At 60.8% G+C, this 23,306-nt stretch carries 17 protein-coding genes; 9 read left to right on the forward strand and 8 right to left on the reverse strand.

The genetic code is table 11. The features are described 5' to 3' along the window. Window positions 1–25 precede the first annotated feature (25 nt). The 8 genes from ACODTY_RS08195 to ACODTY_RS08230 form a co-directional block, all read right to left on the reverse strand. The gene (locus tag ACODTY_RS08195; RefSeq protein WP_488993794.1) at window positions 26–2,485 is read right to left on the reverse strand and encodes a GcvT family protein; all 2,460 of its coding nucleotides are present in this window, start codon (window positions 2,483–2,485) and stop codon (window positions 26–28) included. Next, on the reverse strand, window positions 2,482–3,663 hold the full coding sequence (locus ACODTY_RS08200) for a pyridoxal phosphate-dependent aminotransferase (protein ID WP_488993795.1): 1,182 nt from the start codon (window positions 3,661–3,663) through the stop codon (window positions 2,482–2,484). The genes ACODTY_RS08195 and ACODTY_RS08200 overlap by 4 nt, the downstream gene beginning before the upstream one ends. Before the next feature lie 3 nt (window positions 3,664–3,666). Beyond that, entirely contained in the window at window positions 3,667–6,120 is a 2,454-nt protein-coding gene (locus ACODTY_RS08205) for a GcvT family protein (protein WP_488993796.1), read from the reverse strand. A gap of 20 nt (window positions 6,121–6,140) precedes the next feature. After that, on the reverse strand, window positions 6,141–6,767 hold the full coding sequence (locus tag ACODTY_RS08210) for a helix-turn-helix domain-containing protein (protein WP_488993797.1): 627 nt from the start codon (window positions 6,765–6,767) through the stop codon (window positions 6,141–6,143). A gap of 108 nt (window positions 6,768–6,875) precedes the next feature. Next, window positions 6,876–7,463, reverse strand: a complete 588-nt coding sequence (gene soxG, locus ACODTY_RS08215; RefSeq protein WP_488993798.1) for a sarcosine oxidase subunit gamma family protein — start codon at window positions 7,461–7,463, stop codon at window positions 6,876–6,878. Next, window positions 7,456–10,452: a sarcosine oxidase subunit alpha family protein gene (locus ACODTY_RS08220; RefSeq protein ID WP_488993799.1), complete on the reverse strand. Its 2,997-nt coding sequence runs from the start codon at window positions 10,450–10,452 to the stop codon at window positions 7,456–7,458. Before ACODTY_RS08220 ends, soxG begins: the two co-directional genes overlap by 8 nt. Beyond that, complete coding sequence (locus tag ACODTY_RS08225) at window positions 10,449–10,745, reverse strand: sarcosine oxidase subunit delta (protein ID WP_488993800.1); 297 nt, start codon at window positions 10,743–10,745, stop codon at window positions 10,449–10,451. Before ACODTY_RS08225 ends, ACODTY_RS08220 begins: the two co-directional genes overlap by 4 nt. 35 nt (window positions 10,746–10,780) lie before the next feature. Next, window positions 10,781–12,040 carry a sarcosine oxidase subunit beta family protein gene (locus tag ACODTY_RS08230; protein ID WP_488993801.1) on the reverse strand — a complete coding sequence of 420 codons (1,260 nt, stop codon included), beginning with the start codon at window positions 12,038–12,040 and terminating at the stop codon, window positions 10,781–10,783. Between the two features lie 208 nt (window positions 12,041–12,248). Between ACODTY_RS08230 and ACODTY_RS08235 the strand changes: the two genes are divergently transcribed. From ACODTY_RS08235 to ACODTY_RS08275, 9 genes are all read left to right on the forward strand, one after another. Beyond that, window positions 12,249–14,729 carry a mechanosensitive ion channel domain-containing protein gene (locus ACODTY_RS08235; RefSeq protein WP_488993802.1) on the forward strand — a complete coding sequence of 827 codons (2,481 nt, stop codon included), beginning with the start codon at window positions 12,249–12,251 and terminating at the stop codon, window positions 14,727–14,729. 154 nt (window positions 14,730–14,883) lie between these two features. Continuing rightward, on the forward strand, window positions 14,884–15,147 hold the full coding sequence (locus ACODTY_RS08240) for a hypothetical protein (protein WP_488993803.1): 264 nt from the start codon (window positions 14,884–14,886) through the stop codon (window positions 15,145–15,147). 191 nt (window positions 15,148–15,338) lie between these two features. Further along, window positions 15,339–16,778 (forward strand): UbiA family prenyltransferase, encoded by a 1,440-nt coding sequence (locus tag ACODTY_RS08245; protein ID WP_488993804.1) that lies wholly within the window; start codon window positions 15,339–15,341, stop codon window positions 16,776–16,778. Window positions 16,779–16,834: 56 nt separating this feature from the next. Next, complete coding sequence (locus ACODTY_RS08250) at window positions 16,835–18,133, forward strand: FAD-binding oxidoreductase (RefSeq protein WP_488993859.1); 1,299 nt, start codon at window positions 16,835–16,837, stop codon at window positions 18,131–18,133. 120 nt (window positions 18,134–18,253) lie between these two features. Further along, window positions 18,254–18,700 (forward strand): EamA family transporter, encoded by a 447-nt coding sequence (locus tag ACODTY_RS08255; RefSeq protein WP_488993805.1) that lies wholly within the window; start codon window positions 18,254–18,256, stop codon window positions 18,698–18,700. Then, complete coding sequence (locus tag ACODTY_RS08260) at window positions 18,697–19,704, forward strand: NAD-dependent epimerase/dehydratase family protein (protein WP_488993806.1); 1,008 nt, start codon at window positions 18,697–18,699, stop codon at window positions 19,702–19,704. Before ACODTY_RS08255 ends, ACODTY_RS08260 begins: the two co-directional genes overlap by 4 nt. Window positions 19,705–19,764: 60 nt before the next feature. Next, on the forward strand, window positions 19,765–21,237 hold the full coding sequence (locus tag ACODTY_RS08265) for an aspartate aminotransferase family protein (RefSeq protein WP_488993807.1): 1,473 nt from the start codon (window positions 19,765–19,767) through the stop codon (window positions 21,235–21,237). 31 nt (window positions 21,238–21,268) lie between these two features. Further along, a complete protein-coding gene (locus ACODTY_RS08270; RefSeq protein WP_488993808.1) occupies window positions 21,269–22,462 on the forward strand; it encodes a hypothetical protein in 1,194 nt (397 codons plus the stop codon). After that, window positions 22,459–23,232 carry an FkbM family methyltransferase gene (locus ACODTY_RS08275; protein ID WP_488993809.1) on the forward strand — a complete coding sequence of 258 codons (774 nt, stop codon included), beginning with the start codon at window positions 22,459–22,461 and terminating at the stop codon, window positions 23,230–23,232. The genes ACODTY_RS08270 and ACODTY_RS08275 overlap by 4 nt, the downstream gene beginning before the upstream one ends. The last annotated feature ends 74 nt before the right edge of the window (window positions 23,233–23,306 follow it).

The raw sequence follows: 23,306 nt of genomic DNA on the forward strand, positions 1-23,306 counted from the left end.
CCAGCCGGCAGGGCGAGGGGAAAGGCTATTGCCGCACGCGTTCAGATTTCGGGTCGTATATGGGCTTCAGCGACGCTTCGGCCGCGAAGCGCTCGCCTGCGATTTCAATCTCGTAGGATGAGGCGAGTAGATCAGTTTCGCTTTCGCCGGCGCTTGGCACGTAACCCAATCCGATCGCACCGCCGAGATGGTGGCCGTAATTGCCGCTGGTAATGGTGCCGACAATCTTGCTGTCACGCACGATGGCCTCGTTGTGGAACAAGAGCGGCTCAGGGCTTTTCAGCCTAAACTGAACGAGCCTGCGCGACAGGCCGGATTCCTTTTTGCGCATGACCGCGTCGCGCCCGATGAAGTCGGCTTTCGCGGTCTTGACGGCAAAGCCAAGACCCGCTTCCAGGACGTGGTCCTCATCTGTGATGTCGTGGCCGAAATGGCGGAAGGCCTTTTCGATGCGGCAGGAATCCAGTGTGTGCAGGCCGCAGAGTTTCAAGCCTAGATCCGCTCCGGCCGTCTCGATTTCCTCGAACACGTGTGCGGATTGATCGGTTGGCACATAGAGTTCCCAGCCGAGTTCTCCGACATAGGTGACGCGGTGAGCGCGAGCTGTGCCGAGGCCGATTTCTATCTCCTGAAACGTTCCAAATGGATTGTTTTCGTTGGAGAAATCGTTCGGGCTCACCTTTTGAATCACGTCGCGGGAGCGAGGGCCCATGAGGCAGAGGACACTTTCCGCTGCGGTGACATTGGTGATGACGACAAACTCATCGCGCAGATGCTTTCTCAGCCAAGCAAGATCGCGCTGCAGGGTTGCCCCCGGAACGACGAGGAAAAAGGCGGTTTCGGAAAGCCGGGTTACTGTGAGGTCGCTCTCGATGCCGCCGCGCTGATTGAGCATCTGCGTGTAGACGATGCGACCCGGCTCGACATCGAGGTCATTGGCGCAGAGCCGCTGCAGGAACGCGCAGGCGTCGCGACCCTCGACCCTGATCTTGCCGAAGGACGTCATGTCGAAGAGGCCGACGCCATTGCGAACGGCCAGATGCTCGTCGCGCTGATTGTCGAACCAGTTCTGCCGCTTCCAGGAATAGCGGTATTCGCGTTCCTGGCCGTCCCGCGCGAACCAGTTGGCACGCTCCCAGCCGGCAACCTCTCCGAAGACTGCACCTCGCGCCTTCAGATGCTCATGCAGCGGTGAGCGACGGACGCCCCGTGCAGTCGTCACCTGCCGATAAGGGAAATGATCTGCATAGAGTAGTCCGAGCGTTTCGCTGACGCGCTCCTTCAGATATCGGCGGTTCTTCTGGAAAGGCTGCATGCGGCGGATATCGACTTCCCAGAGATCGAAAGGCGCTTCGCCGTCATTGATCCATTGCGCCAGCGCCATGCCGGCGCCGCCGGACGAGACGATGCCGATGGAGTTGTAGCCCGCCGCGACCCAATAGCCGGCGAGTTCCGGGGCTTCGCCGAGGTAGTAGCGGTCGTCGGGGGTGAAGCTTTCCGGACCGTTGAAAAACGTATGTATGCCGGCCGTTTCCAGCATCGGCATGCGGTTGATGCCCATTTCGAGGATTGGCGAGAAGTGATCCATGTCCTCCGGCAACTGGTCGAAGCAGAAATCTTCGCTGATCCCGTTCATTCCCCAGGGTTTGGCGACCGGCTCAAAGGCCCCCAGCATCATCTTGCCGGCGTCTTCCTTGTAGTAGGCGCACTCGTCGGGAACACGCAGCACCGGCAGTCGGGATAGGCCGGGAATCGGCTCGGTGACGAGGTAGAAGTGTTCGCAGGCGTGAAGCGGGATGTTGACGCCGTTCTGCTGGCCGAGTTCCCGCGCCCACATGCCGGCGCAGTTGATGACGATATCGGTTTCGATCGTTCCCTGGTCGTCGCCCTGAGCCCACGATACGCCGCTGACGCGTCCATTTCTCGTGTGGATCTTGGTGACCTTGACCCCTTCGACGACCTTTGCACCGCGCTGGCGCGCACCTTTGGCAAGCGCCATTGCGATGTTGGCCGGGTCGCATTGGCCGTCGAGCGGCAGATGCACGGCTCCTACGACGTCCGAGGTGTTGAGATGCGGGTACATCTGCTTGACCTCTGTGGGCGAGATTTCACGCACATCGACATCGAAGGCGCGGGCAACGGTGGCCTGCCGGTAGATTTCGTGCTTGCGCTCCTCGGTCAACGCCACGGTGATCGAGCCGACCTGCCGCATGCCGGTGCCGACGCCGGTTTCTTCCTCGAGCTTGACGTAGAGGTCGGCGGAATATTTCGCCAGGCGCGTCATGTTCTGCGAGCCGCGCAACTGACCGATGAGGCCTGCCGCATGCCATGTCGTGCCGCAAGTGAGCTGCTTGCGCTCCAGAAGGACTATGTCGGTCCAGCCAAGCTTGGCCAGATGGTAGGCGACGGAGCAACCGGAAACGCCGCCGCCGATTATGACGGCGCGTGCCTTCGACGGCAGCGGCTTTGCAGACTGAGCGTTCATGCCGCCTCGCGACGATAGATTGAAATGAAGTGGCGAAGGCGGCGCGCAGCCTCCAGAAGCACAGGCTCCGGCTGGCACATGCTGATGCGCAGATGGCCGGCAGCGGCGTCACCGAAGCTCGACCCCGGCATGATTCCGACCTTTTCCGCTTCAAGGAAGGCCCAAGCAAATTTTTCGTCGTCAGGCTCAACGGCGCTGATGTCGAGCATCACGTACATGCCGCCTTCCGAGCCGCGTACGGTAACGTCGTTCATGCCGTGCATGGCGTCGATGAACAGATTGCGGCGGCCCTCATAAAGCCGGGCGATCTCTGCCACGCCGTAGTCATTCTCGATTGCCTCGACGGCAGCGCGCGAGATGAAGTCCGGCATGCCGTAGGTGGAAACGAGGTTGAGGTCGATGAGTAGGGTGATGATATGTTCGGGACCTGTCAGCCAGCCGACGCGCCATCCGGTCATGCCGTGGCTCTTCGACATCGAATTGATGACCAGAGTGCGTTCGGCCATGCCGGGCAGCGCGCGAGGCGAAAGGTGTTCGCTGCCACTCAGCGTCCAATAGACTTCGTCGGAAAACAGCCACAGGTCATGACGACGGCAGACGTCGGCGATGCCTTCCAAGGATTTGCGGGTGTAGACCGCGCCTGTTGGATTGTTCGGGGAGTTGATGAGGATGGCGCGCGTATTTGGCCTTACGGCCTTTTCGATTGCTGTGGCGTCAGGCTGGAAGCCGTCTTCGGCGCGCGTTTCAACGACGGTGAAATCCGCACCGGCCGACCGGAATGTGCCGGGGTAGGTAGCATAGTAAGGCGCGACTACGATGGCGTGCCCGCCCTGATCGATGGTGCCTTGCACAGCAGCATAAAGGGCCGCTTGCCCTCCGGGCGTGGCGATCACCTCGTTGGGTGAGGTCTCAACGCCGGTGCAGCGGGTAGACAGCTTGGCCATGGCGGCGCGCAGTGCGGGAATGCCGGGAAGCTGGGTGTAGTGGTGGTGGCCGGCGCGCACCGAGCTGACGCAGGCCTCCACGGTCTCGCTTGGTGTATGGAAGTCATGGTCGCCGACCGACAGCATGATGATGTCTTCGCCAGCCTGCTTGCGGGTCCATGCGGCAAAGTGAACTTCCCAGCCATCCTTGCCGGATGGAATGATGCCGGAGATGCGGTTTGAAGGTTTGGGCATGGATCAGGCTTTCAATCTTTGATTGTCCGGGTCCCAAAGCGGCTCGTCCTTCTGGACGATGGCCTTGAAGCGATCACCGAAGATTTCGATCTCGACGGTGCTTCCCGGTTCGGTGAGGTCTGCGCGCAGCATGCCCAACGCGATTGATTTGTCTATCCGGTGACCCCAGCCTCCTGACAGCGTTTCGCCGACAATCTTGCCGTCATGCCAGAGCGTCGACATGTAAGGCGCATCGCATTCGCCGGGGCCTTCGACTATCAGCGTGACAAAGCGCTTGGAGACGCCCTGCTGCTTCTCGTTTGCGAGCGCGGTCTTGCCCCTGAAATCGGGCTTCTGCCAACGAACAAAGCGCTCCATGCCGCCCTGAAGTGCCGAATAGTCGGTCGAAAGGTCCTGCTTCCAGGCGCGGTAGCCTTTCTCCAGCCGGAGCGAGTCGAGCGCGAACATGCCAAAGGGCTTCAGGCCGTGCTTTTGGCCGGCCTGCCAGATCGCGTCGAAAACAGCGGGCGTGTCGGCTACCTTCGAGTGGATTTCCCAGCCGAGTTCGCCCGCGAACGAGACGCGGATCAGGCGCACCGCGCGGCCCGCAATGGCTGTTTCCTGATGGGTCAGCCAAGGCATGGCAAGATCTGCTGCGCAGACTTCGGCAAGGATTTCGCGCGACTTCGGGCCAGACAGGATTTGCGTCGAATACTCTTCCGTCCGGTCGGTGAGGGTGAACGGCGCATCATCAGGCATATGACGCTTCAGCCATTCGAAATCGTGCAGTTGCGCGACGGCTGCCGTGATCAACGTCATCGCATCTTCGGAATGGCGCACGACCGACATTTCGGTGACGATGCGACCCTTGTCGTCAGCGAAATAGGCGAGGCCGATGCGCCCCGGCTTCGGCACGGAACCAGTGATCTGGGTGCTCAGCCATTCGGTAGCACCCGGCCCCTCCAATTCGAAACGCGAGAAACCGGGCAAATCGAGGATGCCGGCTGCGTCGCGCACGGCGAGGCACTCCTCACGAATGCGCTTTTGCCATGGGCCTTCACGGCGGAAGGTTTGGGTTGCCTCCTCGGACGTGTCGTCACCCGGATGTGCGTACCAATTGGCGCGCTCCCACCCGTTGGCTGCGCCGAACTGCGCGCCGAGCGCCTTGATGCGGTCGTGGATCGGCGAGAGCTTGCGGTCACGTGCTGCCGGCCAAGCGTGGCGCGGGAAGTAGATGGCATATTCGTGGCCGTAGACTTCCTTGCCCTTGGCGACGGCGTAAGCGGGGTCGGAGGCAAACGGCGTGAACCGGCGCGGATCGCACGACCACATGTCCCATTCCGTCTGGCCTTCGGTGACCCATTCAGCCAGCACCTTGCCTGCGCCGCCGGCCTGGGCAATGCCGAAGGTGAAGACGCAAGCCTCGAATGCGTTGGGCACGCCCGGCATCGGCCCGATCAGCGGGTTGCCGTCCGGGGCGTAAGGGATCGGGCCATTGATGACCTTGGACAGGCCGGCAGTGCCGAGGATCGGCACGCGGGACACCGCGTCGGCCAGATAATGTTCGAGCCGGTCGAGATCATCCGGGAAAAGCTGGAAGGAAAAGTCATCCGGCATCAGATCGTCGGCACTCGCCCAATGCGCGCGGCAATTGCGCTCGTAAGGGCCGAGATTCATGCCGTTCTTCTCTTGCCTCAGATACCATGAGGTGTCGACGTCGCGCAGCAGCGGCAGCTTGTGGCCGGCTTCCCTCGACCATGCGGCGAGTTCGGGGATCTCTTCGAACAGGATGTATTGATGGCTCATCACCATCATCGGCACCTTGCGGCCAAACATCTTGCCGACTTCGGCTGCACGATAGCCTGCCGCATTGACGACGATCTCGCAGCGGATTTCGCCTTGTGTGGTCTCTACGACCCATTCGCCCTTGTCGCGACGCACGCCGGTGACGGGGCAGAAGCGGATGATCTTAGCGCCCATGTCGCGGGCGCCCTTGGCCAGCGCCTGTGTAAGCTGGGCCGGGTCGATGTCGCCGTCGCTTGGGTCGTACAGCGCACCCAGCAGGTCTTGTGTGTCGATGAATGGATAACGGGATTTGATCTCGTCGGTGCCGACGACCTCAATATCCATGCCCTGATAGCGGCCCATGCCCTTGGCGCGCTGGAATTCGCGCATGCGCTCCTTGCCATGCGCAAGCCTCAGCGAACCGGTAACGTGGTAATTCATCGGATAGTCGACCGCCGTGCCAAGCCCGCGGTAGAGCTCGGTCGAATAGCGCTGCATGTTCATCAACGACCAAGAGGTCGAAAACGTCGGGACATTGCCTGCCGCGTGCCATGTTGAGCCGGAGGTAAGTTCGTTCTTCTCCAGAAGCACGCAGTCCGTCCATCCGGCCTGGGCAAGATGGTAGAGCGAGGAGGTGCCAACCGCACCGCCGCCGATGATCACCACGCGCGCTGTTTTTGGAAAATCAGCCATTCAACCCTCCCAAATCCGCTTCAATAAACCGGCGGTGAAACGGTCCAGATCACCACAGCCGGTTCGGTGCCTGGATTGCGCCAACGGAACGGCTTGTGCTCGAAGCGGAAGCTGTCGCCGACTTCCAGCCGATGCCAATCGCCGGCAATCTCCAGTTCGAAAATACCCGAGACGACGTAGCCTGCTTCTTCCGTGGGGCGTAGCGACGGCTCGCGCAGCTCCGCACCCGGCGCAAAGACCGAACGCAGCATCTCGAAGCTGCCGCCAAGGTCCGGCGAGAGGAGCTCTTCAACCAGCCCGGTTTCGCTTGTTCCCAGTGACCGGCGGCGCTCCGCGCGCACGATCAAGCCGCGCTCGCTTTCATCGGGAACGTCGTGACTGAAGAAAAGACTGACCGGGACTTCGAACAGTTCTGCAAAAGCGCGCAGATCGCCAAGCGAAGGGATCGACATGCCGCGCTCAACCTGGCTCAGCCAGCCGATCGAACGGCCAAGCTTCAAAGCCACTTCGGCGAGCGTCAAGCTTCGCGCCTTGCGCAGCGCACGAATGTCGCTGGCGAGAAGGCGTTCGCCTTCCTGGCTTTCTGGCTCAATGGCGATTGCTGTCGATGGCACGGTGACGACCTTGATGGAAACGGGGAAGCTCATGAAAAAATGACCTGTGTTTTCATGAGATGGGAATCTCATGAAGGAATCAAGAAAAATTTCATGGGCCAGACGGTGGTCTGACCCATGCAAAACTGATCGAGGGGGTACTTATCTTACTTCGTAGCCGACTTCCTCGCTGGCACGGCAAAGTGCGTGCCAGAAGCTGCGGGCGAAGGAGCGGAACACGTAGACATCGAACTGATCAGGGGCGGAGCGCTGGATCTGGGAGAAGATGTCGTGGTGCACCGTAGAACGCCCTGCGCCAACGGGAAAGGCGACGAGCGAGAAGTCGATGGCGAAGAACTTGGCGAGCACCCATGCCGCCTTGGCGCCGCTGATGCGAATGGCAGTGCGGCCATGTGAAAGGTCGGTAACCGTCCCGATTTCCGGCGACACGGCCTTGGTGAGAGCCTCGGAGATGCTTTCGACGTCGTCCACGACCATGAATTTGGCCGGCGCGAAGCCAAAGGCGGCTTTTGAACCGTTCGCGACACCGCCACCCGCGCCGTCCGGCAACGCAAGGCCGGTGACCTTCTTGATAGCTGCGATGATCGCTTTTTCCTGGCCGGGCCAAGCGGCCAGTTGAACAATGGAGCCGGGTGCGATCTCGGACAGCACCACGCCAACGCCGTTTTCGAACTGGCCGTGCGAACCCGGACGCAGAACAGGCTCCAGTGGTGACAAGCGCTCAGCCATGCATGCGGCTCCCTTCCGGGTCATAGAAGTGGTGGCTGACGATCTGGACAGGTCCGAAGCGCTTGCGCAGCGGGTCGGAGACGAAAGCACGGCTGCCGTGGCGTGCCTTTCCGCCCTTGACCAAGGCGAGCGCAATGTACCTGCCGAGTGCGGGCGAGTAGCAGGCCGCCGTTATGTGCCCAATGGAGCCATGCGGGTTCCGCTCGTCCAGTTCTTCAACGATATGCGCACCGCCATTGAACGGGCGGTTGTCAAGCGAGAGCAGGCCGACCAATTGCAGGCGGTCTGACGAGGTGAGGCCGTTGCGGTCCATCATCGCCGAACCGATGAACGGCTTCTTGGACGATAGCATCCAGTCGAGATGCAGGTCGCGCGCGGTCGTTCGCCCGTCGATTTCCGCGCCGGTCACGTGACCCTTTTCGATGCGCATCGTACCTAGCGCTTCCAGCCCGTAAGGAACCAGCCCGAACGGCTTGCCGGCATTAATGAGGGCTTGCCAGACATGGGTGCCGTAGTCGGCGCCGGAGTAGACTTCAAAGGCCATCTCGCCGGAGAAGGAAAGACGGCAGATCATCACCGGGACATCGGCAATCTTGCCGTGGACAATTCCCATGAAGGGAAGGGCGGCGTTGTCGACGGGCGTTCCCTTGACGCAGCTTGCCAGTATGTCCCGGGCTTTCGGCCCGCCGATTGCCGCACCTGCCCACTGGTCGGTGACGGAGGTCAGGGTGACCTTGAGATCCGGCCAGATCATGTCGAGGAAATATTCCAGATGCTGCATGACCTTGCCCGCGTTGGCGGTGGTGGTGGTCATGAGGAAATCGTTCTTTCCCAGACGCCAGGTTGTTCCGTCATCCATCGCGATGCCGTCTTCGCGCAGCATCAGTCCGTAGCGAGCCTTGCCGATGGCGAGCGTGGAGAACATGTTGGTGTAGACGCGGTCGAGGAATTCGGCGGCGTCCGGCCCTTGCACGGCGATCTTGCCGAGCGTGGAGACGTCGACGATGCCGGCGGTTTCACGCGTGGCCTTGGCCTCGCGCACATAGGCTTGCTCGATCGCTTCACCGGCATGACCATAGATCATCGGGCGGTGCCAGAGACCTGCCGCATAGAAGCTCGCGCCATTTGCGACATGCCAGTCGTGCATCGGCGTCAACCGCTCGGGGCGGATGTCGCCATACCGTTCCGCCGCGAGCGAGCCGATCGACACCGGCGCGAAGGGTGGGCGGAACCGCGTGGTGCCGACTTCGGGAATCGGCTTTCCGAGCGCTGCGGCCATTATGGCGAGGCCGGGGATATTCGAGGTCTTGCCCTGATCAGTCGCCATGCCAAGGGTGGTGTAGCGCTTCAGGTGCTCGACCGAGACGAAGCCTTCGCGGTGAGCCAGACGCACATCTTCGGAAGTGACATCGTGCTGGAAGTCGACGAAGCTTTTGCCGTTGGCCCGGATCTCGAACACCGGCGCTGGCGCAGGATCGCCGGCAACGGCATCGGCAACGGGCAAATCGTCATTGGCAGCGGCCTTTGCGCCCGCTGCCGCAAGTCCCGCAGCATGGCCTTCGGCGATTGCCTCCGTGGTGGAGAAGCTGCCGTTGAAGGCGCCGGCGCCGATCCAGCTTTGCGTTGGCTCGGGCGGCAGGAACGCTTGCAGTTCGTTGTCCCACCGGGCTTTTGCGCCCGCCTGGCTGGCGAGATGGATCGCCGGCGACCAGCCACCCGACATCAACAGGCAATCGGCCTGAATGGTGCGCGCTTCACCGCTCAAGCTGCCGTTCGTGGCGTCGAACCGCTGGACCTTGACGCCGGCAACTGCTGTGCTGCCATCGGTTGCAACGACGGCGTGACCCGTGTGGATCTGCGCACCCGCGTCGCTGGCCAGATTGCGCATGGCATCGGAAATATTTGCGCGCACGTCGATGATCGCGGCGATACCAGCCCCGGCCTTCTGCAGCGCAACGGCAGCGTGGTAGGCGTTGTCGTTGTTGGTGAAAAGCGCCACCTTGCTGCCAGCCAGAACGCCGAATTCGTTGGCATAACGCCGTGCTGCACTTGCCAGCATGACACCTGGCCTGTCGTTGCCTGGGAATATCAACGGCCGTTCCATGGCACCGGTCGCCAGCACCACCTTCTTGGTCCGGATGACCCAATGACGATGGCGCGGCTCGCCCTTGCCGGGCCGCTCCTTGTGATCGGTGACGCGCTCAAGCGCGGCAAGCGTGTTGCCGTCGTAAAAGCCCCATACAGTGGTTCGCGGCAACACACGGATATTCGCGTGGGTCTTGAGGCCTTCGGCAAGACCGGCGGCCCATTCCGCAGCGGGCATGCCGTCGATGGTTTCGCCCGACCAGTTGGCCGAACCACCAAGCCTTGCATCGAGTTCGGCCACGATCACGCGCGCGCCCTTGTCGGCTGCTGCGGCCGCCGCCATCAATCCCGCTGGCCCGGAACCCACCACCAGAACGTCGCAAAACGCATTCATGCGCTCGTAGCGCGAAGGATCGGCTGCGCGGCCCGCGCGGCCAAGACCCGCCGCGCGACGAATGAAGTGCTCGCACAACATCCAGAAGCGCGTTCCCTTGAAGGGACCGATCGCGGGACCCATGAAGGTCTTGTAGTAGAAGCCGGCCGAGATCAGCTTGCCAGCAAGCTGGTTGACGGCGCTGACGTCCCACTTAAGAGACGGGAAGCGGTTCTGGCTTTCAGCCACGAGGCCGTCATAGATTTCGACGGCGGTTGACGGCACGTTCGGCTCGCGCACGTCGCCTCGCAATACTGTCACCAATGCGTTCGGCTCATCGACGCCGGCAGTCAACACACCGCGGGGGCGGTGGTATTTGAATGAACGGCCGAACAGTGTAACGCCGTTGGCGAGCAGGGCGGAGGCCAGCGTGTCGCCGGCGTGGCCGGTGAAGGCTTTGCCATCGAAGGTGAAGCGGATAGTGCGCAGTCGGTCAATGCGCCCACCGGAAGTCGCGCGGCGCGCACTCATGCCTTGGCTCCCCGCTTGGACGGGGACCGGTGCGGAACATGTCCGCGCGCGAATACGACGCTCGAGATTTCGTGGGTAAGCGTGTTGCGCACCACCCTGAGATGCGACCGGCATCCGCCGGAGTGCTGCCAGACCTCGTTGTGGTCACCGGCCGGATTCAGCCTGTCATAAACATACTCGTTCCAAGCATCGAGGTTCTGCGAAGCAGGCGCAGGGCGCTCGCGGTTGCCGTCACCCTGGTAGGTGAATTCGGACACGTCGCGCGGCCCGCAATATGGACAGGTGATCAGCATGGCTTCGAATCTTTTTGCTCGGCCAAGGTCATGGACTAATGCAGCCGGGGCGTTGCGCCCTGGCCCTTGTCGTCAATGATGGCACCGTGATGGAAACGCTCAAGCGTGAAGGCGGCATTGAGCTCGTGCGGTTCGTCCTTGGCAATCGTATGGGCGAAGCACCAACCTGAAGCAGGCGTCGCCTTGAAGCCGCCGTAGCACCAACCGCAGTTGAGATACATGCCGGGCAACGGGCCGGTCGTGATGATGGGCGAGCCGTCCATGGTCATGTCGCAGACGCCGCCCCAGGACCGCAGCACCCGCGCAGGGCCGAGGCTCGGGAACAATGCCAGCATTTCGGCCATCACCTCTTCCACGATGGGCAGGTTGCCGCGCTGGGCGTAGCTGTTGTAGCCGTCGAGATCGCCGCCATAGATGAGACCGCCCTTGTCGGACTGCGACATATAGAAGTGGCCCATGCCGAAGGTCACGACCGTGTCGATAAACGGCTTCAGCGATTCGGTGACGAAGGCCTGCAAGAGGTGGCTCTCTATCGGCATGCGCTCGATGCCGGCCAACTGCATGACGCGGCCCGTGCTGCCGGCTACTGCAAGCGCAACCTTCCTGGCGCGGATGTCACCGCGTGTGGTCGTTACGCCGACGATGCGGTCGCCCTCGCGAATGAAGCCGGTCACCTCGCAGTTCTCGACAATATCGACGCCACGGCGGTCGGCGGCGCGGGCGTAACCCCAGGCGACGGCATCGTGGCGCGCCGTGCCAGCGCGTGGCTGCATGAGGCCGCCATAGATTGGAAAACGGGCATCCGGTGAGACGTCCATGGCGGGAATCAGCCGTGATATCTCAGCCGGCGTCATCAGTTCGGCATCGACGCCCAGATGGCGCATGGCATTGCCGCGCCTGGCGAAATCATCAAGTTGGGCCGGGGTGTGAGCGAGGTTCAGGCACCCACGCTGGGAAAACATCACATTGTAGTTGAGGTCATGCGACAAGCCTTCCCATAGCTTCATCGAATGCTCATAGAAGCGGGTGTTGGCGGGCAGCAGGTAGTTGGAGCGCACGGCGGTGGTGTTGCGGCCGACATTGCCGGATCCGAGATAGCCTTTCTCAAGCACGGCGACATTGTTGATGCCGTGTTCCTTGGCGAGGTAGTAGGCCGTCGACAAGCCGTGGCCGCCGCCGCCAATGACGATGACATCATAGGAGGCCTTCGGCTCCGGCTTGCGCCAGGCCGGCTTCCAGTCCTTGTTGCCGTTGAGCGCGTTCTTGATCAGCGCCAAGGCCGAATATTCCGCCATCGTCGATATTCCGCCGTTTTCCAATTGTTCGTTCTGTGCGCGGGCAGACTATAGAGCAGGGTAACTTCAAAAGGCCAATATTGCGCCGCCGCTTTTCAACAAACCGACTCCGGCAGTTATGGCAAGGCGGCTTGCTCCTTCAAGCTCCCGTCTCTATCAATGGAGGTGTTTCATCCCCTTGTTTCGTCAGCGAGTCGCTAGCCTCGATATGCCCTTTCGGATGCTTCGCTACATTGTTGCCCTGACGCTTGCGGTCACGGTGCTGTTGCCACAGACCGCAACGGCGCAGGACCAGGCTCCGGCCTCGACGCCGCTTGTCGCTGAACAGCAAAAAGCCCTCGACACGCTTACGCGTATGGCCGATGGCTTTGAGAAGCAGATATCTCTTGAGGGGGAAGACGACGCCAAGCTGGTCGAGATTCGTCTCGGGCTTGAGGACATATCGCGCGAGGCGCTGCAGAGCGCGCTCGCCTTCAGGCCAAGGCTTGCCGAGATCAATGCGAGGCTCGAGCAACTGGGGCCAGCTCCCGCCGACGGCCAAGCCCCAGAGCCTGACATAGTCACGACCGAGCGTGGTCAACTGGCGGCCGAAAAGGCCCAGATCAATGGCGTGCTTGCCGCGGCGCAAAACCTTTCGCTTCGCAGCAACGGGATGATCGACAAGATCGCCTTGATGCGCAGCGAGTTATTCCGCAGCCTTTTGACCAAGCGCCGTCAGCTTACCGATGCGCTGAGCGGCGAGGTGATCTCGGACGCCAACCAGGAATTCCGGAACTTCGTAAGTTCGCTGTCGTCGTGGATTTCGTTTGCCTTCAAGTTCAAATTCCAGGCCGTAGTGATTGCCACCTTCCTGGCGCTGATTGCTGCGGCTGTGCTGTTGATTGGCGGCAAACGCTTGTTTGGCCGGTTGATCGAAGCAGATCCTGCAGCGGAGGAGCCATCCTATCTCAGCCGTCTCTCGGTTGCGTTCTGGTCGACGTTGCTTCCCACAGCCGCAGTTGGGGTGTTCTTCTCGGCGACCTACTTCTTCTTCAATTCATCCAATGTGCTGCGTGGCGATATCGGCGTTTTCCTGAGTGCCGCGATGCTGATCCTGACCACGATCTTCTTGGTCAACAGGCTGGCAAATGCAGCACTTGCGCCGAATTTGCCGAACTGGCGGCTGATCCCGGTCGAATCCAGCGCGGCTCGTTGGTTGGTGCATCTGGCGACGGCGATGGCCGTCGTCGTCGGAATCAGCAACTTCCTTTCAGTCGTCAACGAGCAGATGGGTTCGCCGCTCTCGCTGACCATCGCCCGCAGCTTCATCGCCACGATCATCGTCGGCGTGATCCTGATCCTGATGGGGTTGGTGAAGCCGTTCAGGACCCATGAAGGCGTGTGGCGACCGTGGCCGGCGTGGCTGCGCTACAGTGCCTTCCTGCTCGGCGGTTTTACCATCGGCGCAGCGCTTTTCGGTTACATCGGACTTGCGCTGTTTGTCTCCCTTCAGGTCGTCGTCACCGGCACGATCCTGATTACTGCCTATATCGGCTTCCTGTCGGCCAAAGCGATCGGCGAGGAGGGCGGTTTTGGCGGCTCGTCCGCTGGTCGTTGGCTGACCTCCAACGCCAATATGGAAGACAACACACTCGATCAGCTCGGCCTTGCCGTAAGCGTCGCACTCAACCTTTTGATCGTGGTGGTGTTCCTGCCGTTGATCCTGTTGATGTGGGGTTTCCAGCCCGGTGATATCCAGACTTGGGGCTACAAGCTGGCGACCGGCCTCAGCATCGGTTCGGTGACCATATCCTTCACCGGCATCCTTTCCGGCCTTGTCGTTTTCGCCATCGGCTATTTCCTCACCCGCTGGTTCCAGGGTTGGCTCGATGGCTCGGTGATGGCGCGCGGCAAGGTGGACGCCGGCGTGCGCAATTCCATACGCCTGGCCGTGGGCTATGCCGGTGTCGCGGTGGCCGCACTGGTCGGCGTTTCGGCAGCCGGCATAGATTTGTCCAACCTTGCTCTGGTCGCAGGTGCGCTTTCGCTTGGTATCGGCTTTGGTCTCCAGAATGTCGTCTCGAATTTTGTCTCCGGCCTCATCCTGCTGGCCGAACGCCCGTTCAAGGTCGGTGACTGGATCGTGGCGGGCGACGTCAGCGGCACCGTCAGGAAGATCAGCGTGCGCGCTACCGAGATCGAGACGTTCCAGCGCCAGTCGGTCATCCTTCCCAACTCCAACCTCATCAATGGCGCCGTCGGCAACTGGACGCACCGCAACAAGCTTGGCCGGGTCGAGATCAAGGTTGGCGTTGCCTATGGCAGCGATGTGAAGCGGGTGCATGAAGTTCTGCTTGAAATAGCGCGCAGCCATCCAATGGTTCTTAAGAATCCAGAGCCGTTTGTTCAGTTCACCAATTTTGGCACGGCGGCTCTGGAGTTCGAGGTTCGCATCTATCTTGCGGATATATTGAACGGCGGCGGTGTCCAGAACGATATCCGGTTCGCCATCCTCGAAGCCTTCAATCGCGAGTGCATCGAGATACCATCGACGCCGCGCGCCGTCGTCGAAATGCCGAAGCTGGAGCCTTGGCCGGGTGACGACGACAAGATGGAAGTGGAACACGCCGAACGCGAACGGCTGAAAGCCGAGGCGGAGCAGAAGGCGCTGAAAAGCCGCCGCAAACCACGAAAACCCGACCCGAATTAGGCTTCTTGCCAAGCTCCTGAACGTTTCCGAAACCAATTGCGGCATGAATAGGGCATTCAGTTGCGGTTCAGCTTCATTCTCCTATAAGCTTGTCCGCAATGGCGAAAAACGCCTTGCAAGTGGCAACAGAGGCGGTGGCAACACCGGAAATGCAATGTGGAAGTCACTGATCACCGGCACAATGCTGTTGGCCGCGAGCGGCGCGGCTTTCGCAGCAAGCGCCGTCAACAAGGACGCGGAAACGCGGACGCTCGTGGTTACGGAAGGCGGCAGCAAGTCCGAGTTGGCGTTGGCGGCCGGCGAGACCGTGGAATTCTGCCCGAGCGGCTGCTTCGTGACCTTGCCCAATGGTGACCTGGAAGCCTTGACCGGTTCTGAAACGGTCGAAATTTCCGGTGGCGTCGCCAAGGTGAAGTAACCGCCGTGCTTCTTTCGCGAGCAGGAAAGGCCGGGCAATCGCCCGGCCTCTTATGTTTTCGCGCAAGACATGCTTAACGATAACGCCTGAAATCCGATTGGCTGTTCGGCTCTCCATCCGTCTTTTTAACGTTCGCTTGGCCACGCGCCGCTATATCCACAGCGGGCAGGCAACAGACTGGGGCAGCGAACATGGACGTAAGGTCGGAAAGGAATGCGATGCCGCTTGCCGTCGATCTCGACGGCACGTTGATCGCGACCGACCTTCTCTGGGAAGGTCTGTTTGCGCTGCTCAGGCAGAACCCGCTTTACCTGTTCTTGATACCGATCTGGCTTGCCGCCGGTCCCGCGCGCCTGAAGCAGAAAATTGCGGAAAGGGTCGATATCGACGCTGCATCGCTGCCCTATCGCGAACATTTGTTGGCCAGGTTGCAAGCCGATCACGCCGATGGCCGCAAGATCGTCCTAGCGACTGGCACGCCACGCAAGTTTGCGGAAGCGGTCGCGGCGCATCTCGGTATCTTCGACCATGTGCTTGCAACGGATGGGCCGCATAACCTGACTTCATCGCGCAAGCGCGAGGCGCTCGTCGCCGCTTATGGCGACGGCGGTTTCGACTACGCGGGAAACAGCCGCCACGACCTCGATGTGTTCGATGCAGCGCGCACGGCAATCGTCGTGGCGCCTGACCGTAGCGCGGCGCGCTGGCAGGCGAGGCACGATTGCGAGGCGATGGCCGGGGCTAAGCCAACGGCAAAAACCATAGTCAGGATGCTGCGTTGCCATCAATGGCTCAAGAACGGTTTGATCGCGGTGCCTATGGTGCTGTCGCATGAGTATCTGAATGTGCAGATGGTGCTGCAATGCATGCTCGCCATCGTCTCGTTTAGCGCGGTGGCTTCGGCGATCTACATTCTCAACGATTTTTTCGACCTGTCGCTTGATCGCCAGCACCCCACCAAGCGCAATCGGCCATTCGCAAGCGGCGCGCTGTCCATTCCGTTCGGCCTGTGGTCGATCGTCGGCCTGCTTGGCATCGGCCTTGGTTGCGCGTTTTTGCTGCCGCCGGAGTTCCTGATCGTGCTGGGTGGCTACCTCGTCATTACGACTGCTTACTCGCTGTCGCTGAAGCGCATGCTGCTGATCGACGTGCTGACGCTGGCCGGTCTCTATACGATCCGCGTCGTGGCAGGGGCAGCCGCCACGGGCACCGATGTCTCGTTCTGGCTTCTGGCATTCTCGATCTTTTACTTCCTGTCATTGGCATTGGTGAAACGCTTTGTGGAACTGCGCTCGACAAGGCTAACCGCAGGAGAGCGGATCGCCGGGCGTGGCTATCGCTACGAAGACCAGGAAATCGTGGCCCAAGCCGGCATGGCGTCGGCGTTTTCGTCGGCGCTCGTTCTTGCGCTTTACCTGGACAGCACGGCTGTGCGCGAACTCTATGCTCATCCCTGGATGATGTGGCCGCTGCCGCCCATCGTACTCTACATGACCATGCGTGTGTGGATCCTGGCGCGCAGGGACGAGATGCATGACGATCCGGTCGTCTTCGTCATTCGCGACTGGCGCAGCCAGATCGTGATTGTTGCGGGTGCGCTGCTTCTGGTTGTGGGAAGCCTGTGGCCGTGAAGCGCTCCAGCACTTATTCAAGCTTTGGCCGCGCAACATTGCCGGCCCCGAAAGCCATGACGCCCGGCGAGGCTATCGACCTGCTCAAGTCTGGCAAGGTGCCGGATAATTCCTTGCTGGGCTACGGCAATGGCCGCTCCTACGGCGATTCCTGCCAGAACCTGACCGGGACGGTCGTGGACATGCGCTCTCTCAAGAGCTTACGCGCGTTCGATCCTGAAACGGGCTTGCTGGAAGCCGATGCAGGCATGCTGTTGTCTGACGTCATCGGGTTTGCCGCGCCGTTCGGCTATTTCCCGGCAGTCGTGCCGGGCACGCAGTTCGTTACCCTTGGCGGCGCAATCGCCAACGATGTCCATGGCAAGAACCACCATCGGCGCGGCACTTTCGGATGCCATGTCGAAGCCCTTACGCTGCTGCGCTCGGACGGGCAGACATACCGTTGCTCGCAGGTGGAGAATACGCGTCTTTTCTGGGCGACGATCGGCGGCATGGGGCTGACAGGCCTGATCCTGTCCGCTTCGATCCGCCTGATGCGCGTTCCGTCGCTCGATATTGTCGAGCAGGTAACGCCGTTTCGAAGCACTGCGGAATTCTTCGATCTCGCCGAGGCGGCGGATCAGGATAATGAGTATGCGGTGGCTTGGATCGACCAACTGGCAGGTGGGCGCAAAGCTGGCCGCGGTCTGCTCTTCACCGGTAACCACGCCGAGACCGGATCGCGGGCGGCAAGCGATACGTCCGCGAGGCTGCGCGTTCCGTTCCAGCCGTCTTTCACAGCGCTCAACCGTCCGTTCCTGCGCGCCTTCAACGCTGCCTACCGCTGGAGTAAAGGACGATCCGGCCAACCGCACCAGAGCAGCTACCAGGGATTTTTCTTTCCGCTGGACGGGGTTCGCGACTGGAACCTACTTTACGGGCCAAAGGGCCTTTTCCAGCATCAAAGCGTGGTGCCCGAAGCCTTGGCTCGTGAAGTGGTGCCGGCCTTGCTGGAAGCAACCCGGCGGGCAGGGCAGGGCTCGTTCCTCACGGTCTTGAAGCGCTTCGGTTCGGTGCGCTCGCCGGCGCTTCTGTCATTTCCACGCCCCGGCTACACGCTGACGCTTGACTTTCCCAATCGCGGCGAGGCGACGCTGAAGCTTTTAGCCGAACTTGACGACATAACGGTCAGATCCGGTGGCGCGGTCAATCCCTACAAGGATGCGCGTATGAGCGCAGAGACATTCGCGGCGTCCTTCCCCGATTGGCGTAGGTTGGAATCGGTGCGCGACCCGGCGTTTCGATCTTCGTTCTGGGTGCGGACGGCCGGCCGGCTGGGAGCAAATGGAGCGAGCTTGATAGAAGCTGCGGAATAGACAGGACTTGAATTGCTGTTGGTAGAAACGAAGCTACCAAGCAATTTAATAAAAATATTCGCGCTGCTTCACGGAATATTTTTCTGTTCCCAGTATTGCTTGGAACGACGTGGGACAAACATGAAATACTTGGCTTTCATTCTGTTTACGGTGATGACCAACGCTGCGGCACAACTCATGCTGAAGCAAGGCATGATGTCGCTTGGCCCCATTTCTTTTGAGGGGGTCAATCCACTGGTGAGACTGCTGCAGATCGTGTTCAGCCCGTGGGTATTCCTCGGCCTTTGCACATTCGTCATTTCGATGGCGTCGCATCTCTATGTGCTCTCCAAAGTGGAACTGTCCTTCGCCTATCCGTTCCTCAGCCTTGCCTATGTGGCGGTGGCGGTTTTTGCCTATTTCGTGTTCCGCGAAGACCTCAATAGCTGGCGCATCGCCGGCATCGCCTTCATCTGCGTTGGCACAGTGCTGATCGCGCAGAGCGGCCGCGAAAGTGGAGCCGGGCACGATGAGGTCACGGCCGCCCAATCCACCGACAAGATTACCACCAGCGAGATCACACGATGAAACACGTTATCTTTGGCGGCGACGGGTTTGTTGGCCGTCACCTTGCTCCCAAGCTGCTTGCGGACGGTGCTGAAGTGGTCGTGGCGGACATCGTCAAGAGCGATCTCAAGCATTACCGCTCCGCCCGCTTCGTGAAATGCGATGTTACCGATGCGGCTTCGGTGGAGGCGGTTGGGCTGAAGGCTGCCGACATGGTCTACAACCTGTCGGCCAAGATGCTGTCCCCGATCCAGACAAGGGCGAAGCGGCACGACTTCTTCTTTCCGGTGAACTACTACGGCACACTTCATATCATCGAGGCGATGGATGCCGTCGGCGCCTCGAAGCTGGTGCATTTCACCACCGACATGATCTATGGCCACACCGTCGTGACGCCGATGACGGAAGACCACCCGGTCGCGCCGCTTGGCGAATACGGTCTTTCCAAGCAGATGACAGAGGAACTGGCTGCCGAATGGCGCAAGCGCGGCATGCAGATTTCGCTGTTTCGCCCGCGTCTCATCATCGGACCCGGCCGGCTTGGCATCCTGGAAAAGCTGTTCAAGCTGATCGACATGAACCTTCCGGTGCCGATGATCGGCTCGGGCAAGAACCCTTACCAGTTCATCTCTGTGTTCGACTGCGCTGAAGCTGCGAGAGCGGCGTGGAAGGCAGGCGTGCCGGACGAGGCCTATAATCTTGGCTCTCTCAATCCGCCGCCGGTCAAGAAGCTGCTGGGCGACCTGATCAAGCATGCCGGGTCGAAGTCGCTTCTCATTCCGACGCCTGGCTGGGCGGTAAAGCGCACGCTCGACCTGTTCGATCTGATGAACATGCCGATCATGGACCCCGAACAGTACCTGATAGCCGATGAGGAATGCGTGCTCGACGTGTCGAAGGCGGAGCGGCAACTGGGCTGGGTGCCGAAGTACCGCGACGAAGACATGCTGATTGCCGCCTACAGCGAGTATCGCGCCAAGAGGGACGGGCAAAAGGTAGCCGCGCGACACGTCCCGGCCGAGTAATTTCATTTCGAGCGACGCTGGCGAAGGGTTGCCGGTGGCGCAAGCAGACAGGAGTATCGGATGACCGTCATGACCAAACTAGAACAGTCGAAAGCCCGCGCCGTCGTGACCGCTCCTGGCCTGTCGCCGGAAACCACTCCAAGGCCGAACCTGATCAGCGTCGAACAGGCCAAGGCAATGGACGTGGCTCGCATCACCGACCTGTTCAAGGCGCATATCAACCCCGGCCAGCTCCATTTCATGAAGCTGCTCGGCTTCCACAAGATCAAGATCGAGCGTGCGGAAGGCATGTTCTACATCGACCAGAACGGCCGCAAGATCCTCGATTTCTTCGGCGGCTTCGGTTCGCTGGCATTCGGCCACAATCACCCGCGCATCCTAGAGGTGCGCCGCAGGTTCCAGGAAGAGAAGCGGCAGGAAATCGCCATCGCCTTCATGTCGCAATATGCGGCGGCGCTGGCGCACAACATCGCTGCGTGCTCTCCGGGTGACCTCGATATGGTGTTCCTCGGTTCGTCCGGCTCGGAGGCGATGGAAGCTGCGGTGAAGCTTGCCGAGCGCGCGGCTGGACCGAAGCGACCGAAGATCGTCTACGCGGAGAATTCGTTCCACGGCAAGACCAAGGGTGTTTTGACCATCACCGACGGGCAGCTTTACCGTGGTGAATTCAAGCTGGTGGACAACACCGCGCGCGTTCCCTTCGGCGATATTGATGCGGTCGAGCGCCTGTTTCGTGCTGATCCCGAAATCGGGGTCATCGTTCTTGAAACCATCCAGGGCGGCGGTGGCATTATCCAGGCCCCCGCCGAATACTGGCAGAAGCTGCGCGCACTGTGCGATCAGTACGGCGTGCTTTGGGTGGCGGACGAGGTGCAGTGCGGCTACGGTCGCTCGGGACGTTTCTACGCCTTTGAACATTATGGCGTGGTGCCGGACATCACTGCCCTTGCCAAGTCGCTGGGTGCAGGCAAGGCGGCGGTCGGCGCGATGATCGCCAAGCGCGACGTCTACATGAAGGCCTATGGCACGCCGAAGACGGCGATGATCCATGCGCAGGCGACATTCGGCGGCATGGGCGAAGCCTGCGTTACGGCGATCGAAGGCCTCAACGTGCTCTACGATGAAGGCTTGATCGACAATGCCGCCGACACCGGCGCCTACCTGCTTGAGCGCTTGCAGGCGGTGCAGGCGAAGCATCCCAAGATCATCAAGGATGTTCGCGGCAAGGGGTTCATGGTGGGCCTCGAGTTCCACGATTTCTCGCAGACGCTGCCCATGGTGCTGCGGCCTATCGTCAGCGTGCTGGACGAGAAGCTGAAAGGTTCGCTGTCGGGCTTTGTCGGGGCGCTGCTACTTCGCGACTATGACGTGCTGGTTGCCTTCACCGAGTACAACCGCAACGTCATCCGGCTGGAGCCACCGCTGGTTTGCCAGCGCGAACATGTCGACCGCTTCATTGACGCTTTGGATGGCCTGCTGTCGCGCGGCATCATCGCGATCGTGAAGGATTTCGTGAAAAGCCAGGTGAAGTAATGTCAGTGCATGACCACTTGGAGGCGCAGTGATGAGCGGCCTTCAGGGCACAGCCGTTGGCTGGGCGATGCGCACCGGTGCAGCCGACGCGCTGGCGCGGGCAGGGGCTAGACGCAGCCTACTCGACAAGCTAGCGGCTGCGGCTTTCATTGCCGTGTTCGTGATGGTGTCGATCTATAGTTGGGTCCGTCCCGACTACAATTGGGACATGGTCGCCTATGTGGCGACGGCGCTGGAAAACCGCACGGAAACCCCCGAGCAGCTTCATGCCGAGACATGGGCGGCGATCAGCGAAGGCGCGCGCGAGGCGCAACTCTACAATCTTCAGTACGGCAATCCGTACAACCGGCACCAATGGGAAAACCCGGCCGACTTTGAATCGCAGCTTTCCATGTTCCGCGTGAAGGTTGGCTACATCTGGCTGATGCGGGCGCTGGAGCCCGTGACCGGTATCGTGTCCGGAGCGATCCTGCTGTCGATCATTCCGGCGCTTGGATTTGCCGGCCTGTGCCTGTGGTGGCTCGGCCGCGAGCAGGCGTTGCAAGGGGCGATCATCCTGGCGCCGCTGCTGATACTGGCCGACGTTTTCCATATGATGACGGCGGCGACGCCGGACATGCTTCTGGCAGTCGTTTCCATGGCCGCGTTGTACCTTTTGGCCAAGCAGCGCGACTTGGCGGCGTGCTTGTTGCTGTTCCTGTCGATACTCGTGCGACCGGACAACATCATCCTGATCTTCGCGCTGCTTTTGACCGCAATCTTGTTTGGCTGGCGGTTGTTGCCGATCGCCGTGACGTTCGTGGCATCGTTTGCCGCATGTATTTTGATTTCTCGCTACGGCGGACATCCGGGCTGGTGGACGCATTTCTATTTTTCTTGCGTGGAAATCCAGAACTCGATGACGGGTTTTCATCCAGATTTCTCGATCGTCGACTTCGCCAAGGGCTATGCGCGCGGTGCCGCTGTGGCACTGCTCGACAATGACTGGCCACCATTGATGGTGGCGATGCTGGCGGGATGGGCGCTGCTTTGGCGCGCTGGCAGGGCGGGGACTCCGCGCGAAACGGCGCTGATGTTTGCGCTGACGATTGGCCTGCTTGGGAAATTCGCCAGTTTCCCACTGCCAGACGACCGCTTCTACTTTGTTTTCACGGCGGGCATGGCGATGCTGCTCGTGGTGATATGGAAACCGCGTTTCGACTGTGCGCCGAAGGAAAATTCATGATGGATGGCGGCGAAGCGTCGATATTCTTGGAGTTCGTGCGGATTGTGCTGGCTTTCGGGCTGCCGGTCGGCATTCTTGACCGTGGAGCGGCGCTTAGAGGAACCAAGTTCCTTGCCCAGGCTGCCTTGAAGGCGCGCTTGGGGCGAGGACGTCCGTTCCAGATGGTCAATGTGGGCGCCTGCGACGGTGCATTGTTTGACGATGTCACGCCTTGGCTGCATCGCATCGCCAATTCGCGCGCGCTTCTGGTCGAGCCGATCCCGTACAATCAGAAGCGCCTGCGCGCCAACTATCCCGATGCGGAGCGATTCATCATCGAACCGGTCGCCGTCACCCGTTCCAAGGGGACGATCAAGGTCAAGACGTTCGACGCCGCCGCACTTGAAGCGGGCACACTTCCCATCGAATTCATCGGCTGTTCCTCCACCACCGACACGAACCTGATGTCCGGCAAGAACGCCTGGGGCGAAGCGGATGACAATTTCGCGAAGTTTGAGCCCTATTTGAAGGATATCGAGGTTGCCTCCGAGCCTTTGCAAGTGCTGCTGGATCGCAACGGCATCGACCATATTGATGCCTTCCTCGTAGACTGTGAGGGCGCGGACTGGACGGTCTTCGATCAGCTCGACCTCGAACGCTACCGGCCTGGGCTCATCAAGGTCGAAGTAGGTGCCTTGCCCGCGGCCGAAATCGGCGAGGTCGTGGTCAAGCTGAAAACGGCCGGCTACAGCGTCGGCATCTATGCGGAAGACGTCTGGGCGTTTGCCTGAAGCCCCATAAATCGCCCGAGCGTGACCGACTTGATCGTACTGGTCGCGGGGCATGTGCGCCGTGTCGCAAACAG

The sequence above is a fragment of the Mesorhizobium sp. FG116 genome (assembly GCF_057809835.1).

Excerpts from the sequence above, each read along its gene's own strand:
- ACODTY_RS08270 (WP_488993808.1), top strand. The coding sequence starts at position 21,269 with ATGAGCGGCCTTCAGGGCACAGCCGTTGGCTGGGCGATGCGCACCGGT.
- ACODTY_RS08275 (WP_488993809.1), top strand. The coding sequence starts at position 22,459 with ATGATGGATGGCGGCGAAGCGTCGATATTCTTGGAGTTCGTGCGGATT.
- ACODTY_RS08245 (WP_488993804.1), top strand. The coding sequence starts at position 15,339 with ATGGACGTAAGGTCGGAAAGGAATGCGATGCCGCTTGCCGTCGATCTC.
- ACODTY_RS08230 (WP_488993801.1), bottom strand. The coding sequence starts at position 12,040 with ATGGCGGAATATTCGGCCTTGGCGCTGATCAAGAACGCGCTCAACGGC.
- ACODTY_RS08255 (WP_488993805.1), top strand. The coding sequence starts at position 18,254 with ATGAAATACTTGGCTTTCATTCTGTTTACGGTGATGACCAACGCTGCG.
- ACODTY_RS08225 (WP_488993800.1), bottom strand. The coding sequence starts at position 10,745 with ATGCTGATCACCTGTCCATATTGCGGGCCGCGCGACGTGTCCGAATTC.
- ACODTY_RS08240 (WP_488993803.1), top strand. The coding sequence starts at position 14,884 with ATGTGGAAGTCACTGATCACCGGCACAATGCTGTTGGCCGCGAGCGGC.
- ACODTY_RS08195 (WP_488993794.1), bottom strand. The coding sequence starts at position 2,485 with ATGAACGCTCAGTCTGCAAAGCCGCTGCCGTCGAAGGCACGCGCCGTC.
- ACODTY_RS08220 (WP_488993799.1), bottom strand. The coding sequence starts at position 10,452 with ATGAGTGCGCGCCGCGCGACTTCCGGTGGGCGCATTGACCGACTGCGC.
- ACODTY_RS08200 (WP_488993795.1), bottom strand. The coding sequence starts at position 3,663 with ATGCCCAAACCTTCAAACCGCATCTCCGGCATCATTCCATCCGGCAAG.
- soxG (WP_488993798.1), bottom strand. The coding sequence starts at position 7,463 with ATGGCTGAGCGCTTGTCACCACTGGAGCCTGTTCTGCGTCCGGGTTCG.
- ACODTY_RS08250 (WP_488993859.1), top strand. The coding sequence starts at position 16,835 with ATGACGCCCGGCGAGGCTATCGACCTGCTCAAGTCTGGCAAGGTGCCG.
- ACODTY_RS08205 (WP_488993796.1), bottom strand. The coding sequence starts at position 6,120 with ATGGCTGATTTTCCAAAAACAGCGCGCGTGGTGATCATCGGCGGCGGT.
- ACODTY_RS08210 (WP_488993797.1), bottom strand. The coding sequence starts at position 6,767 with ATGAGCTTCCCCGTTTCCATCAAGGTCGTCACCGTGCCATCGACAGCA.
- ACODTY_RS08260 (WP_488993806.1), top strand. The coding sequence starts at position 18,697 with ATGAAACACGTTATCTTTGGCGGCGACGGGTTTGTTGGCCGTCACCTT.
- ACODTY_RS08265 (WP_488993807.1), top strand. The coding sequence starts at position 19,765 with ATGACCGTCATGACCAAACTAGAACAGTCGAAAGCCCGCGCCGTCGTG.
- ACODTY_RS08235 (WP_488993802.1), top strand. The coding sequence starts at position 12,249 with ATGCCCTTTCGGATGCTTCGCTACATTGTTGCCCTGACGCTTGCGGTC.